12 protein-coding genes are annotated in these 14089 nt (G+C 72.8%); 8 read left to right on the top strand and 4 right to left on the bottom strand.

Annotation, left to right across the window (positions count from 1 at the left end):
• Positions 1 to 2 precede the first annotated feature (2 nt).
• The 3 genes from WMF24_RS35050 to WMF24_RS35040 all read left to right on the top strand — a co-directional run bounded on the left by WMF24_RS35050 (position 3) and on the right by WMF24_RS35040 (position 2806).
• Positions 3 to 1010: an ABC transporter ATP-binding protein gene (locus WMF24_RS35050; RefSeq protein WP_437731795.1), complete on the top strand. Its 1008-nt coding sequence runs from the start codon at positions 3 to 5 to the stop codon at positions 1008 to 1010.
• Positions 1007 to 1855, top strand: coding sequence for an ABC transporter permease (locus WMF24_RS35045; protein WP_437731794.1), 849 nt, complete (start codon positions 1007 to 1009; stop codon positions 1853 to 1855). Before WMF24_RS35050 ends, WMF24_RS35045 begins: the two co-directional genes overlap by 4 nt.
• A 144-nt stretch (positions 1856 to 1999) precedes the next feature.
• The gene (locus WMF24_RS35040; protein ID WP_437731793.1) at positions 2000 to 2806 is read left to right on the top strand and encodes an ABC transporter permease; all 807 of its coding nucleotides are present in this window, start codon (positions 2000 to 2002) and stop codon (positions 2804 to 2806) included.
• A gap of 50 nt (positions 2807 to 2856) precedes the next feature.
• Here WMF24_RS35040 and WMF24_RS35035 read toward each other — a convergent pair whose 3' ends face one another.
• Positions 2857 to 4374 carry a protein kinase domain-containing protein gene (locus tag WMF24_RS35035; protein WP_437731792.1) on the bottom strand — a complete coding sequence of 506 codons (1518 nt, stop codon included), beginning with the start codon at positions 4372 to 4374 and terminating at the stop codon, positions 2857 to 2859.
• Positions 4375 to 4938: 564 nt separating this feature from the next.
• Here WMF24_RS35035 and WMF24_RS35030 point away from each other — a divergent pair.
• The 3 genes from WMF24_RS35030 to WMF24_RS35020 all read left to right on the top strand — a co-directional run bounded on the left by WMF24_RS35030 (position 4939) and on the right by WMF24_RS35020 (position 9009).
• Entirely contained in the window at positions 4939 to 5856 is a 918-nt protein-coding gene (locus WMF24_RS35030; protein WP_437731791.1) for a hypothetical protein, read from the top strand.
• Positions 5857 to 6166: 310 nt separating this feature from the next.
• Positions 6167 to 7102 (top strand): hypothetical protein, encoded by a 936-nt coding sequence (locus tag WMF24_RS35025; protein ID WP_437738889.1) that lies wholly within the window; start codon positions 6167 to 6169, stop codon positions 7100 to 7102.
• 314 nt (positions 7103 to 7416) lie between these two features.
• Entirely contained in the window at positions 7417 to 9009 is a 1593-nt protein-coding gene (locus WMF24_RS35020; RefSeq protein ID WP_437731790.1) for a hypothetical protein, read from the top strand.
• 42 nt (positions 9010 to 9051) lie between these two features.
• On the opposite strand, the gene WMF24_RS35015 is transcribed toward WMF24_RS35020, so the two are convergent.
• Together WMF24_RS35015 and WMF24_RS35010 are read right to left on the bottom strand one after the other, a co-directional pair.
• Complete coding sequence (locus tag WMF24_RS35015) at positions 9052 to 9402, bottom strand: 4Fe-4S binding protein (RefSeq protein WP_437731789.1); 351 nt, start codon at positions 9400 to 9402, stop codon at positions 9052 to 9054.
• Positions 9403 to 9431: 29 nt separating this feature from the next.
• On the bottom strand, positions 9432 to 10022 hold the full coding sequence (locus WMF24_RS35010; RefSeq protein ID WP_437731788.1) for a hypothetical protein: 591 nt from the start codon (positions 10020 to 10022) through the stop codon (positions 9432 to 9434).
• A 785-nt stretch (positions 10023 to 10807) separates the two neighbouring features.
• Here WMF24_RS35010 and WMF24_RS35005 point away from each other — a divergent pair.
• Complete coding sequence (locus WMF24_RS35005) at positions 10808 to 12424, top strand: MopE-related protein (protein WP_437731787.1); 1617 nt, start codon at positions 10808 to 10810, stop codon at positions 12422 to 12424.
• Between the two features lie 85 nt (positions 12425 to 12509).
• Complete coding sequence (locus tag WMF24_RS35000) at positions 12510 to 13280, top strand: hypothetical protein (protein ID WP_437731786.1); 771 nt, start codon at positions 12510 to 12512, stop codon at positions 13278 to 13280.
• A gap of 140 nt (positions 13281 to 13420) precedes the next feature.
• Here WMF24_RS35000 and WMF24_RS34995 read toward each other — a convergent pair whose 3' ends face one another.
• The gene (locus tag WMF24_RS34995) at positions 13421 to 14002 is read right to left on the bottom strand and encodes a Mut7-C RNAse domain-containing protein (RefSeq protein WP_437731785.1); all 582 of its coding nucleotides are present in this window, start codon (positions 14000 to 14002) and stop codon (positions 13421 to 13423) included.
• Positions 14003 to 14089 lie beyond the last annotated feature (87 nt).

The following is a 14089-nucleotide window of genomic DNA, read 5'->3' as shown; positions in this document are numbered from 1 at the left end:
GCGTGCCGCTGATCATCGTCGAGGACCTCCGCAAGGCGTACCGGGTGGCCGAGCGCCGGCCGGGCGCGTGGGGCGCCGTCGCGGGGCTACTGCGCCCGCGCTACCGCGCCGTCGACGCGCTCGCGGGCGTCTCGTTCTCCCTCGAGCGGGGCGAACTCGTCGGGTACATCGGCCCGAACGGCGCCGGCAAGTCGACGACGGTGAAGATCCTCGCGGGCATCCTCGTGCCGGACTCGGGGCGCTGCGAGGTGGACGGCCGCGTGCCGTGGCGCGAGCGCGTCGCGCACGTGCGGCGGCTCGGGGTCGTGTTCGGCCAGCGCACCCAGCTCCTGTGGGACCTGCCGGTGATCGACTCGTTCGAGCTGCTCCGCGACATCTACCGCGTCGGCGCGGCCGACTACGCCCGCGCGCGCGACGAGCTCGTCGCGATGCTCGACCTCGCGCCGCTGCTCGACACGCCCGTGAGGCAGCTCAGCCTCGGCCAGCGGATGCGCTGCGATCTCGCGGCCGCGCTGCTCCACGCGCCCGACCTGCTCTTCCTCGACGAGCCCACGATCGGCCTCGACGCCGTCTCGAAGCTCGCGGTGCGGCGCTTCATCCAGCGGCTCAACCGAGAGCGCGGGGTCACGGTGATCCTGACGACGCACGACATGGACGACATCGAGGCGCTGTGCTCGCGCGTCCTCCTCATCGCCGGCGGCCGGGTGCTCTCGGACGGCTCGCTCGAGGCGCTCCGCGCCCAGGTCACCGCAGAGCGCTGGCTCATCGTGGACCTGACCGACCCCGCGGCGTCGATCGACGAGCCGCACGCCGAGGTGATCCGCCGCGAGGGCGACCGCGTGACGCTGCGCTTCGATCCCGCGGCGATCTCGACGGCGGAGCTCGTCGGGCGCGTCACGGCCCGCTACCCGGTGCGCGACCTGCTCGTGCAGAACCCGCCGATCGACGAGATCGTGGCGCGGCTCTACGGCGAGGGCGTCCACGGGGGCGAGGGGAGCGCGCGGCCGTGAGCGCGCTCCGCGCGTACCTCGCCCTGTTCCGCGCGCGGTTCCGCGCGCTTCTCCAGTACCGCGCGGCGGCCGTCGCAGGGTTCGGCACGCAGCTCTTCTGGGGGCTCATCAAGGTGATGGTGCTCGAGGCGTTCTACGCGAGCTACGCGAGCTACGCGAGCGCCGCGGACGCCGCGCGCCACACGCCCGCCGCGGCGCCGCCGATGGCCCTCGCGCAGGCGATCACGTACACGTGGCTCGGGCAGGCGTTCTTCCAGCTCATGCCGTTCTCGACGAACCCCGACCCCGAGGTGCGCGAGCAGATCCGCACCGGCGCGGTGGGGTACGAGCTCGCGCGCCCGCTCGATCTGCACGCGATGTGGCTCGCCCGCGCGCTCGCCTCACGCCTCGCGCCGACGGTGCTGCGCGCGGCGCCGATGTTCGCGGTGGCCGTGCCGCTGCTCGGCATGTCGCTGCCGCCGTCGCTCGCCGCCGCCGGCGCGTGGGCGGCGGCGATGGTCGGCGCGGCGGCGCTCGTGGGCGCGTTCGCGACGGCGGTGACGTCGACGATGCTGTGGACCACGTCGGGCGAAGGCATCGCGCGGATCGTGCCGTCGGTCGTCCTCGTCGCCTCCGGCATGGTGGTGCCGCTGCCGCTGTTCCCGTCGTGGATGCAGCCCGCGCTCGACGCGCTGCCGTTCCGCGGCATGATGGACGCGCCGTTCCGGCTCTACCTCGGGCACCTCCCCGCGGGGGCGCTCCCGGGCGTGCTGCTGCACCAGGCGCTGTGGACAGCGGCGTTCGTTGCGATCGGCCGCGCGATGGTGGCGCGCGGCCTGCGGCGGCTCGTGGTGCAGGGCGGGTGAGGGCGGGAGCCGACGGGGAAGGGGAGCAAGAGGCCAGGAACCGACGGGGAAGAGGCGAGGACGAGGCGAGGAACAGACGAGGAACAGACGAGGAACAGACGAGGAACCGAAGAGGAACCGAAGAGGAAGAGAGGAAGAGGCGAGATGTCGCGCGACGGGACAAAGCTTTATCTCCGGCTCGCCGCCGCGTCGCTGCGGTCGCAGATGCAGTACCGCGCGTCGTTCGCGATGTGGTCCGTCGGCCAGTTCATCACCGTCGGGATCGAGCTGCTCGGCGTGTGGGCGCTGTTCGATCGGTTCGGCGCGGTCCGGGGGTGGCGCTTCGCCGAGGTCGCGCTCCTGTTCGGCCTCGTCAACGTCTCGTTCGCGCTCGCCGAGTCGTTCGGCCGCGGATTCGACACCTTCTCCACGACGGTGAAGTCCGGCGATTTCGACAGGATCCTCCTGCGCCCGCGCTCCACGGCGTTCCAGGTGGCGACCCGCGAGTTCCAGTTCCTTCGCGCCGGGCGGCTCGCCGTCGGCCTCGTGATGCTCGCGTGGGCCGGCGGCGCGCTGGAGGTGGGGTGGACGGCCGCGAAGGCGGCGCTGCTCGCCGGCGCGATCGCGGGCGGCGCGTGCGTGTTTTACGGGCTCCTCGTGCTCCAGGCGACGCTGTGCTTCTGGACGGTCGAGTCGCTCGAGATCATGAATACCGTGACCTACGGCGGCACGGAGGCGGCGCAGTACCCGCTCACGCTGTACCGCGACTGGTTCCGGCGGTTCTTCACGTTCGTCGTGCCGCTGGCGTTCGTCAGCTACATCCCCGCGGGCGCGCTGCTCGAGCGGCCCACCGTGCCGGCCCTGCCGGAGGCCGCGCGCTGGGCGTCGCCGCTCGTGGGGGTGGCGTTCCTGCTCGTGTCGCTGCGCGTCTGGCGCTTCGGGGAGCGGCGGTATCAGTCCACGGGGTCGTAGCCGGGAGGGAGCTCCGAGACGCACGGCCCGCGAGGAGGGAGCTCGTCGGCTCAGAAGGGGACTTCCGGGATCGGGACGCGGTCGGGCTCGGGCGCTGTCGTGTGCTGGACCGGCGAAACCGGCGTCTTCCTGGCGCTGTCGGAGACGCTCGTGTGCGGCGTCCTGGGCCTGGCCGCCGGCGACGGCCGCGACGCCGTCGCCGACGGCGATGGCCGCACCCGCGCATCTCTGGGGGCGGCCGTCGCCGCGCTGGAAGCGGCTGCAACCGGCCCGCCGGACGTCGCGCTCGGCGGATGCTCGGGCGGAGACGCATCGCCGGGCGTCACGATCGGCCGAGGCTCCGGCGGCGCCTCGGGCTCTGCCGGCGGTCGGGCCGCGCTCTGCTCCGGGGCGGACGCCGCCGCAGGGGTGACCCCCTCGCCTGTCTCGCGCCGGCCGCTCGCGCTGCCCCGGCTCACGGCGGCTGTGACGCCGGCGACGAGGAGCACCGTCGCCGCGACGCCGACCACCAGCCTCGCGCGCGACGGCTTCTGGAGCCCGGCCTCCTGCGCCGTCGAGCCGGCGCCGGTCAACGTGTCTGGCCTCATCGAGCGCTGCGAGACCGCGGGCGCGTCGAGCTCCAGATCGTGAATCGGTATCGCCACACCCGCGCTCGGCTGAGAGGAAGTCGGCGCGCCCGAGCCGGATTGGTGCAGGTCCGGGATCGACGGGGACGCCATGCCCGCGAGCCGGCGGAGATCGCCGATCATCTCCCCGATCGACTGGAACCGCTGCGCCCGGTCGCGCGCCAGCGCCCGCGCGAAGAACGCGTCGATGGTCGGCGGCAGATCGGGCGCGCGCCGGGACGCGCTCGGCAAGGGCGCGACAAGGATGTTGGCGATCACCGCGCCGAGCTGGTCGCCCTGGAAGGGGAGCTCGCCGGTGACGGCGTAAAACAGGATGACCCCGAGCGACCAGAGATCGCTGCGCGGGTCCACGTCCTTTTCACCCCGGACCTGCTCGGGGCTCATGTAGTGGGGTGAGCCGAGCAGCTCGCCGGTGCGCGTCACCTCGTCCGTGAGGCGAGCGCCGGTCTCCTTGACGATGCCGAAGTCGAGGACCTTGACGAGCTCCTCCTGCTCCTCCTCCGCGCGCACGAGGAACAGGTTGGCCGGCTTGAGGTCGCGGTGGACGAGGCCGGCGTCGTGCGCGCGACGGATCGCCTTGCCCGCCTGCACGAGGATCCGCGCGGCGTCCGCGAGCGAGAGCCGGCCGACGCGCTCGAGCCGCGTGCCGAGATCCTCGCCCTGGAGCAGCTCCATCACGAGATAGGGGGTGTCGTCGTCAATGCCATAGTCCTGGACGTAGACGACGTGTGGACTCTGGAGGTTCGCGGCGATCCTGGCCTCGCGCTCGAAGCGGGCCAGGAACGTGGATGACGCAGCATACGTCGGCGCCATGAATTTGACCGCGACGGGAGAGCCGAGGTTGATGTGCCGCGCCAGCCACACGGAGCCCATTCCGCCGCTCGAGAGCGGACGCTCGAGACGGTACTTCCCACCTACGACAGAGTCCGGGGCGTAATGCATGGCGATGGCTTCCTCACGAATGCCAAGGGAGATGGGATGAGCGTACAGGATAGGAAAGGCTCCGGCCATGACCCGTCGCCTGCGCTGGACTGCCATCGTCCACGCCGTCCCAGGCGGGCGGCCGCCGGCGTGGCGCGCTCGAGGGCGGCGGATTCGTCCCTCGCATCCCACCGCCTGAGCGTTCGACGTCGTGGTCCAGGCGCTGCCGGGGTTCGGGTACGGTGGACGGAGATGCCGCGCGGCGGGCACTTCGCGGCGCTCGAGGCGCCCGATCTTCTCCTCGAGGACGTGCGCGCCTTCTTCCGTTCCCTGCGCGCGCGGCCGGCCTGCTGAGACCGCCGACCCGCCCCCCCACCACGAAGGGCAGGCGCGCGGGGCGCTTGCGCAATGCAGCACGGCCGCTGGGGCGCTCCTCGAGCGTGGCTACGACAGCCCGCGGCCAGGGGATCCGGCGCGCCAGCACCACGCCGCGGCAAGGCCCCGCACGCCAGCAAGAGAACGCCAAGGAGACCTGTTGCGCTCGCCGCGCCGCCGTCTAGAATCCACAATGCCATGATAAAATTATTGCACCATTCAAGCGCGATCGTCCTTGGACTCGCCCTCGCCCTCGGCGGTGCGGCGGCTTGCGGGGGCGATGATCCCGCGGAGAGCAACCGCGCGGACGGCGATCCGGGCGGCGCGGGCGCCGGAACGACGACGGGCGGCGACCCCGATCCCGATCCGGGGAACGCACGGACCTTCGATCACCGGCACACGGCGCTCGACGTCATCCCGGCGAGCTGCCTCGACGCGCTCCGTTCGGGCAATTTCATATTCCATTATGCCCACCGCTCGCACGGCTCGCAGATCATCGTCGGCGCCGAGAGCATCGAGGCCGGTAACCCTGCGTACGGCTTCAAGGCAGAGTACTGCGACGTCCCCTCCGAGACCGACGTCTTCCCGATGTGGGACGGGATGACGGACGGTAACCTCGTCCACGGCGAGCAGTACTGGGCGAGCCAGGACGGGATCGACGATCTGCGCGCCATCCTGCGCGCCCACCCGGAGATCCGGTACTCGATGTGGTCGTGGTCGTCGGAGATCTCCGAGCAGACCGAGGAGGACGTGCAGCGCTACCTCGACACGCTCGACGCGCTCGGGCAGGAGTTCCCCGAGGTCACGTTCATCTACATGACGGGCCCCGGGGACGAGGAGTATGCCGGCGTGAACCGCGCGAAGCGCAACCAGCAGATCCGCGATTTCTGCCGCGACCACGGGAAGATCCTTTACGACTTCGAGGACCTCGACGTTCACTGGAACGGCGAGCGGCACACCGCTGTCGTGGACGGGGAGGAGATCCCGATGCAACACCCGCATTTCGACGTCGATACGTCGGGCAACGCCGAGTACGAGCACACCCACACGACGCAGGACAGCTGCGTGGTCAAGGCGAGCGCCTTCTGGCGGATGATGGCCGAGCTCGAGGGGTGCAGCGGGCAGTGACCCCGCGTCGAACGCGCGCTCGATGCGCGATGCTCGCGGAGCGGCCGCGCGGCGCCGGCGCGGCCGCGGCGCGCGATGAGGGCCGGCGCACGGCCGCGGCGATGACCTCGCGCACTGCACTCTTTCCTGTCGGTTAAGTCCCGGTTTCGCGCGATCGACACCGCCGATCGCGGCGCCCGCGCCTTGCAGGTCGCCTCGGGACCATGCTACGCGCATGTCCTTGAGGCGCGCATCCCGCGGTGTCCACCGCGCCGGACGACGCCTGGCAGCCGATCGGAGGCCGGCCATGGACAGCGTGATGGACAGCGTGATGGACAGCGCGATACCGCTCGGGAAGAAGCAGATCATCGACGGCCAGCTACGCGTCTATTACTACGGATACTGGATCAAGGCGTACGAGGCTCCGGCCGACACGCTGCTCGCGAAGAAGCGCCTCATCGAGGCGCTGACGCGGCGCCTGTTCAACCATGTCGAGCACGGCATCAACGTGCCCGGCAAGCGGCTCGACGAGGCGCGGCGCGCCTTCGAGTCGGAGACCGACCCGCAGCGCAAGCGCGTCAAGGGCGCCATGCTCGCCGGCGCGATCTTCAACCGCGCGGCGGACATCTTCACGAAGCTCGTCGAGATCCAGGAGCTCGGCGTCGCCATCGAGCCCGACAACGCCCTCATGCGCGAGTGCGGCGAGCACCTCCTCGAGGCGCTGACGCTCGGGAAGATGGTGCTCCACCGCAGCGGAGAGGAGGGGCTCGACGAGCTCTGGGGGGAGCCGTTCAAGGCGTTCTCCTTCCCGGTCGAGGCGTTTTACAACAGCCGGTATGTCAAGATCGCGCAGAGCATGCGGGCGATTGACGGCATCCGCGACGAGATGATCGCCACCTTCGCGGGACTGCCGATGTTCGCCGGGGTGGACCGCCTGGCCCACGAGCTCGCGCACGCGGCGAAGGTGAAGTGCGAGACGCTGCGGACCGACGCGGAGATCTTCGAGGTCTGGACGTCCTTCGTCGTCGCGGCGGAGAAGCTCGCCGCCTTCCAGCCGCTGCTCGGCCCGGACGCCTCGCCCGCCGAGCGGGAGCAGGCGGCCCGGGGCGCCGAGCTGATCGTTCGCGGCAAGAACGTGATCTCGTACATCACCCGCGCGCGTGTGCCGATGCCCAAGACCACGAGCGAGCTCATCGAGCGCTACGCGCGGTACCGCGCCAGCTACGGGGCCGCGCCAGCGTCCGGCACAGCGCGCAGCGTCGCCTGAGGGAGCGCGGCTTGCCGCGCGGGGGGCTGCGGCGCCGCGGGGCGCGCCTGCCGGCTCGGAGCGCCGCGCGGCTCCTGCGCGGGGAAGCCGCGCGGCTCCTGCGCGGAGCGCCGCGCGGCTCCTGCGCGGGGGGAGAGGGCGGCGCCTTCGTGTCGCTTGCGTGCGCGTCCGTTGCGGGGCGGCGTGAGGCCTTGATACGGTCGCCGAGATCGACCTCAGGCTGGCGCTGGCGCTGGAAGGTGCGTCGTCATCATGACGCTGGAAAGTGCGTCCTTGCCGGGCCGCCGCGCCGGGGTCGTCGCGTGGGAGGTCCGATGTTGCGGTTTCGTGAACGGTCGTATCTTCTCTGGCGTGCTGCCGCCCTGGCGGGCGGCATCGTCGCGGGTGGCTGCAGCTCCACGGTGGAGACCGGCGGTGACGGCGGTGCGGCGTCGGCGAGCACGTCGGGCGCTGGCGGCGGCGCCACGTCGGCGAGCATGTCGAGCGCCGGCGGCGGTGAGGGCGGCGCGGGCGGCAGCGGCGGCGCGGGCGGGACGGGCGGCGCTGGCGGGACGGGCGGCGCGGGCGGCGCGGGCGGCGCTGGCGGGACGGGCGGCGCTGGCGGCGCGGGCGGCGAAGGGGCCGGTGTGCCGATGAACCCGTGCGGGAGCGCGTGCGGCGCCGACGAGCTGTGCGACGAGAGCCACCTCGGGCTCGACGACGACTGCGACGGCGAGGTCGACGAGACGTGCGCGTGCACCGCGGGCCAGGCGCACGCCTGCTTTCGCGGGGACCCGTCGTACCGGGGCTACGCGGGCTGCCATCCGGGTACGCAGATCTGCGAGGACGCGGGCACGTGGGGCCCGTGCGTCGGCGGCCTGCACGCGGCCGATAGTTGCTTCCTGGACGACGAAGGCGGCTGCCGCCCGATGCACGCGGCGCCGTTCGCCCACGTCGACCTCAAGGAGGGCACGGGCACGTTCAGCGAGGATGCGGGCGTCGAGTCGTGGACGGTGGAATGCCCCGAGGGCGTGGACCCTTGCCCCGAGGTCGGCGGGACGGCGCCGGCGGACGACTTCAGGCCGCTGCAATCCGGCGAATACACCGTCACGTACACGAAGCGCGGGCTCATGGACGGCGGCACGAGGAGCTGCACGTACCCGCTCTTCGTCGGCGCGCGCGGCCTCCGCGTCGAGCTCGAGTGGGAGCATGAGCCTTTCAGCGTCGATCTCGACCTGCACCTCCACAGGCCGAACAGCACGTTGCCCTGGGCGTCCCGCGGCTCGTCGGAGGTCTGCAACTACACCAACTGCACACTCGAGGAGTTCGCGTCCTACTCGGATATCGACTGGTTCAGCGACTCGGCGACGCCGCCCGATCCGGTGAACTGGTACCTCGACCCGGAGGACAGCAACAACACCTGCTATTTCGTCCCGCGGGGCATGGGCGAGCGGTGGCGGGATTTCGGCCGCGGTTGCCGCAGCCCGCGGCTCGATATCGACAACATCAGCTGCGACCCCCTCGTCACCGACCCCGATGACGCCGCTTTCTGCGCGCCGGAGAACATCAACATCGATTTTCCGCCGAAGGGCCAGTGGACGCGGATCGGCGTGCATTACTTCGGCGCGGGCGGCGCGACCTTCGACGTCCATCCGCGGATCAAGGTCTTCTGCGACGGCGCGCTCGGGGCGGAGCTCGGGCCCACGGGGTTTCATCTCCCCGAGCAGCCCGTCACCTTCGCTCCCGCCGACGCCGAGCAGCGGTTCTGGCTCGTCGCCGACGTGATCTTCCCGGAGGCCGACGAGTGCGGCGAGCGTACCTGCGTCGTCCAGCCGATCTACGCCGATGAGGTCGCGCGGGCGCCGTTCTTCACCACCCAACGCGAGGCCGATCTCAGCTTCGGCCCGGCGTACCCGCCGGCGCCCTGAGCCAGGAAGGGGCGCGCCTGCGCCCCGCGGGGAGGCCGCGCTTCACCCCGCCTGCGGCGCCGCCACGAGGTGGATCGCCTCCTCGGGGCAGGCGACGACGCAGAGGCCGCACGCCTGGCAGCGGGCAGCGTTCGGCGTCATCGCCGTCTTCCGGCCGTGGACGAGCGACTTGAGCTTGCCGCGCAGCGAGAGGGCGTCGAAGTCGGCGGGCGCGATGCGGGCGACCTCGAAGACCTGATAAGGACAGACCTCCACGCAATCGCCCTTCGCCTCGCACCGGTTCCGGTCCACCACGGGCCGGAGGGCGCCGGGCTCGGCCCGGCACTGCTCTCCGGGCCTGTCGCGGCGCGCAGCGGCGCGCCGCGCCTTCTCCTTGTTCAACGATTCTCCCATCGCGTGTCTCCCGTCGCCGCGCGGAGCGCTCAGTAGCAGCTCGCGCGGGCCTCGAACCGCGCCGCGTAGTTCGCGCCGAGGTTGCTGTCCCACGCGCCGTGGGACTCGGCGGCGACCTCGATGTCCCAGGCGTTCAGGCGGCCATACTGATCGTAGGCCCAGAGGAACAGGGCCTCCTCGGTCGAGGTCGGCTCGTTGCAGACCCAGGTGCCGCTCGAGGCGGGCGGCAGCGGCGCGCCGCCGCAGACGCGCTGGCCCGAGGCGTCGGGCGGCGGCGAGCACCACGCGCAGTCGCGCGGCGCGTTGCTCACGAGGACGTAGGCGTCGCCGTGCGCGCCCGCGCTCGCGGGGAGGAACGCGTCGCTGCCGTTCAGCCGGACATAGAGGTTGATCTCGTGATCCGGATAGAGGGCGCGCAGGTAACCGCGGTAGGCGATGGTCAGCTTTGCGGCGTCGGTCCGGACCGGATCCTGGATGATCTCGAACGGTCCTGTGTGCACCGTGGTGGTGGGCCCGCAGTAATCATAGCTCGGCGGGTAGTTCGACGCGGCGGCATCGCGGGCCAGGGCAAAGAGCGCGAGCGAGAGCGGGAGGGCAGCGGCGAGCGTCTTGCGGAACATGCGTGGACCTCCAGGGGCGTGTCGGCCCCGGGGCCGCGCGCGGTGCGGGCGCGCGGCGGCCCTGACGAGGGGGCTACCAGCTCGACCCCCGCAGGTCAACGCGGCGCGGGCAGCCGACCGCCGTCGCCACCGAGCTCGTCGGCGGCGGGGGGCCCCGTACCCTGAGGACGAATTTTCGGAGGTCATCCGCGCGGACGCGCGCTGGCTGAGGAGCCTGGGTCGGGGGGCCCAACCTGGGTCGGGGGGCCCAACCTGGGTCGGGGGGCCCAACCTGGGTCGGGGGGCCCAACCTGGGTCGGGGGGCCCAACCTGGGTCGGGGGGCCCAACCTGGGTCGGGTCGCAACCCGGGTCGGGTCGCAACCTGGGTCGGGGGCCAACCTGGGTCGGGGGCCCAACCTGGGTCGGGGGGCCCAACCTGGGTCGGATCGCAACCTGGGTCGGATCGCAACCTGGGTCGGGTCGCAACCTGGGTCGGGTCGCAACCCGGGTCGGGTCGCAACCCGGGTCGGGTCGCAACCTGGGTCGGGGGCCCAACCTGGGTCGGGTCGCCGCAACCTGGGTCGGATCGCAGCCTGGGTCGGGTCGCCGCAACCTGGGTCGGGTCGCAACCCGGGTCGGAGCGCAACCTGGGTCGGGTCGCCGCAACCTGGCTCGGGTCGGAACCCGGGTCGGGTCGCCGCAACCTGGGTCAGGCCCCGGTGGGGGGGCGCCCGACATCTCGCTCGTATGCTGTCGCGGCATGTTTGCGTTGACGCTGGCGCGCGCGCCTCTGTATCACCGCACCATGAAGCCTGCTTCGATTCTCCTGGCGGCGCTCGCCATCGGCCTGTCACCGCGCTCCGCGAGCGCGCTGATCACCCAGCCGAACGGCACCGTCATGCCGCAGGACTCGATGAACGGCGAGACCCAGCTCTACACGCTGTTCACCAGCCGCGGAGAGGCGATCGACTACCAGGCTGATGGGAACACCGAGCCGTCGACCTTCTCGCCGCTCTGCGGCTTCACGGCGGAGCTCGTGCTCAGCCAGACCGGGGCTCGCCTCGGGGTCGGCTGGTACAACGTCGATCCCGGGGCCACGGCGCCGCCGGCGCTCGACGACATCCACGAGATCGTCCCCGCCGGCTCCCCCGTCGGCACCGTCATCACCGCGGCGGACATCCGGAGCGATCCCGCCTATGCGGGCGGGCAGATCGGCTTCGCGCTGATCGGCCAGCAGACGCACTACTCCGAGCAGCGCTGGAATCAGGTGTGCACGGGCTGCACCCCGCCCGGCCCGTGGGTCACCGCCGTCATCTACGCCTCGGTGGCCACGCCGAACGCGTTCTACGTCGCCTTCGAGGACGGCAGCGTCGGCCCGGACCCCGGCGACTTCAACAACGACGGCGACTACAACGACTACGTCTACTTCTTCAGCGGCCTCACCTGTACCGGCGGCGGCGAGCCGTGCGACACCGGGCTGCCCGGCGTGTGCGCGCCAGGGATGACCCAGTGCGCGGCGGATGGGCTCACGTGCCAGGGGCTCGTGCCCTCCTCGCAGGAGACCTGCGATGGGCTCGACAACGACTGCAACGGCGCCACCGACGAAGGCGAGCTCTGCCCGGCGGATCACGTCTGCGATCGTGGCGTGTGCGTGCAGGCGTGCGGCAGGGGCGAGTTCGTGTGCCCGGCCGACAAGAGCTGCAACGCCGCGGGGTTCTGCGTCGATCCGGCCTGCGCCGAGGTCGAATGCGACGAAGGCCAGGTGTGCATCGGCGGGCAGTGCCGCGCGGCTTGCGACGGAGTGCAGTGCCCTTTCCCGACCGTGTGCCGGGTCGGCGCCTGCGTCGACCCGTGCAGCAACGTGACCTGCGAGAGCGGCACGGTCTGCGACGGCGGCGTGTGCAAGCCGAGCTGTCCCTGCACGCCGTGCCCGAGCGGACGCGCGTGCGAGGAGTCGAGCGGGCTTTGTCGAGAGTCGGCGTGCGTCGGCGTCGCGTGTCCGCCCGGCCAGCGCTGCGACGCCGGGGCGTGCGTGGACGCGTGCGCTGGAGCGGTGTGCCCGAGCGGGCAGATCTGCGCCGGCGGCGCCTGCGTGGACGACGCGAGCACGACGGCGGCCGGCGGGGAGAGCGGCTCCACGGGCGCGGGCCTGGACCCCGGCGCGGGCGGCGGCGCCGCGGGGCCGGCCGGCAGCGGCGGCGCGGGCGGCAGCGACGCCGTCTCCGGTGGCGCCGGCGGAGACGGCGCCGGCGCGGGGGGAGCCGGCGCGGGCGGCGGCTGCGGCTGCGTCGTGGCCGGCGCGCAGGGCTCGCGCGGGGCGCCGCTCGCGGCGATCGCGCTGGCGCTGGCCGGCGCGGTCCGGAGGCGGCGGCGCGGCGACGCCCCTGCGAAGGGCCGCCGCTGCGCGCGGCAGCGCGGCTGAGCCGCCCGGGACCGGCCCCGCCCTCGCCGAGCGGCGCCGGCGGGCCCGTTCCTTCCCGGCGACCGCTCATGGCATAGTCCTGCCCATGAACGGTGTGCTCCCCGGCTCTGCGCTCCTCGGGCTCCTCCTGGCGTCCTGTAGCGCCCCCCTCCCCGTGGAGCCCGGGAGCGCCGGGGCCGGCGGCGAGGACGGCGCCGTCTGGACCGGCGGCGGTGGAGACGGGGGCGGAGCGCCGGTCCCCTGCGGCGGGAGCGAGGGCGACACCTGCAGCGAGACGGAGTACTGCGACGCCGGCGAGGCGGCCGCCGAGGCGTGCAACGACGACGCGGCCGGCGTGTGCGCCGCGCGGCCGAGGCCCCAGGACTGCCCCGAGGACTGCCCCGGCGTCTGCGGGTGCGATCAGCGCGTGTATTGCAACGAGTGCCTGGCGCGCGCGGCCGGGGTGAAGGCGTCGAAGGACACGGCGTGCTCGAGCGGGGATTACGTGATCGGCGCCCAGGACCGCGTCTACGTGCACAGCGCCGATCTGGAGACCAACCGGTGTCTGACGCTCTCCCTCGCCTGGCCGGGCGAGAGCGACCCGCGCTTCACCGGCGTCGAGCTCCCGCTGTACTGGGCCCTGCTGGACGTGGCGCTCACCGGCGACATGCGCGCTTGCACCGTGCCGCGCACGCCCGGCGGCGATGGGCTCCACGTCGTGACCGGCGCCTCCGGCGCCATGTCGTGGGAGTCCGAGCCGAACACCGGCATCCCGTGCGTCGTCGACATGGACGTCACCGTCGAGCTCGAGGGGGAGCCCGGCACGTATCGTGTCGAGGAGACCGGCGTGGTCGTCGACAACACGTGCCTCTGGTAGACGCCAGGGCGCGGAGAGCGCCAGGGAGCATCGACGCCTCCTTGCTGCCTGTCGCGTGCCGGGGCGCTCGCGGGAAGAGCGCTGGTGGCGGTGGCTCGTCACCCCGCCCCTGGGAGCGCTCCCCGCCCGTGGGTGAATTTTTACCGCAGACGAGCGGTCTTTGCCAAGCCCGGCGACGGAGCGGCCGCCGCGGCCCCAGCGCCGGCCGCAGCGGCGGCCACCCCGGCGGCCACCCCGGCGACGATGCCCTCCCAGTGGCTGCCCTTCCACAGCACCTTGCCGCAGCGCTCGCACCGCCAGAACTCGTCGTAGCGCTCCACCACCACCGCGGGCACAGCCCCCCGCACCGCGTCCTTCGGCGCGGCGGCGAGCGCGCCGCCGCACGCCATGCAGCGCGGGTCGCGCACGGGCAGCCCGAGCTCCCGCAGCACGAAGCCCGCCTGCTCCATCGGCCGGAGCCCGCGGGGCACGTAGAGCCCGCGCACGGCCGCGGTGCGCAGGGGGCGCCGCTCGAACACGCCGGCGTCGGAGCTCAGCAGCACCCGGCCGGTCCGCTGCGCGAGGCGCACGAGCTCGCCGTCGTCGATGCCGTGCTCGAACGTCGCGTCGTACCCGGCGCCGCGCAGCCAGCGCGACAGACCGCCGAGCATCGCGTCGCACAGGAAGCGAGGCCCCGCCGCGTCGTCCGGCGCCGCGGCCGCCCCGCCGCCCGCCTCATCCACGTGCTCGCCCCATGCGCTCAGGATGGCGCCCGGCCCGCGGGCGGCAAGGCGCCCGCCGCGAAATCCCCACGGCCCGCTCGAGCGCTG

It is taken from the genome of Sorangium sp. So ce1335, from assembly GCF_051521615.1.
Classification (GTDB): domain Bacteria; phylum Myxococcota_A; class Polyangia; order Polyangiales; family Polyangiaceae; genus Sorangium.
Note: the sequence above shows the minus strand (reverse complement) of the source record. Positions and strands in the feature narration are given on the sequence as shown.

Coding starts and splice junctions, on each gene's coding strand:
- WMF24_RS35040 (WP_437731793.1), top strand. CDS start 2,000: ATGTCGCGCGACGGGACAAAGCTTTATCTCCGGCTCGCCGCCGCGTCG.
- WMF24_RS35035 (WP_437731792.1), bottom strand. CDS start 4,374: ATGCATTACGCCCCGGACTCTGTCGTAGGTGGGAAGTACCGTCTCGAG.
- WMF24_RS35025 (WP_437738889.1), top strand. CDS start 6,167: ATGGACAGCGCGATACCGCTCGGGAAGAAGCAGATCATCGACGGCCAG.
- WMF24_RS35020 (WP_437731790.1), top strand. CDS start 7,417: ATGTTGCGGTTTCGTGAACGGTCGTATCTTCTCTGGCGTGCTGCCGCC.
- WMF24_RS35015 (WP_437731789.1), bottom strand. CDS start 9,402: ATGGGAGAATCGTTGAACAAGGAGAAGGCGCGGCGCGCCGCTGCGCGC.
- WMF24_RS35010 (WP_437731788.1), bottom strand. CDS start 10,022: ATGTTCCGCAAGACGCTCGCCGCTGCCCTCCCGCTCTCGCTCGCGCTC.
- WMF24_RS35005 (WP_437731787.1), top strand. CDS start 10,808: ATGAAGCCTGCTTCGATTCTCCTGGCGGCGCTCGCCATCGGCCTGTCA.
- WMF24_RS35000 (WP_437731786.1), top strand. CDS start 12,510: ATGAACGGTGTGCTCCCCGGCTCTGCGCTCCTCGGGCTCCTCCTGGCG.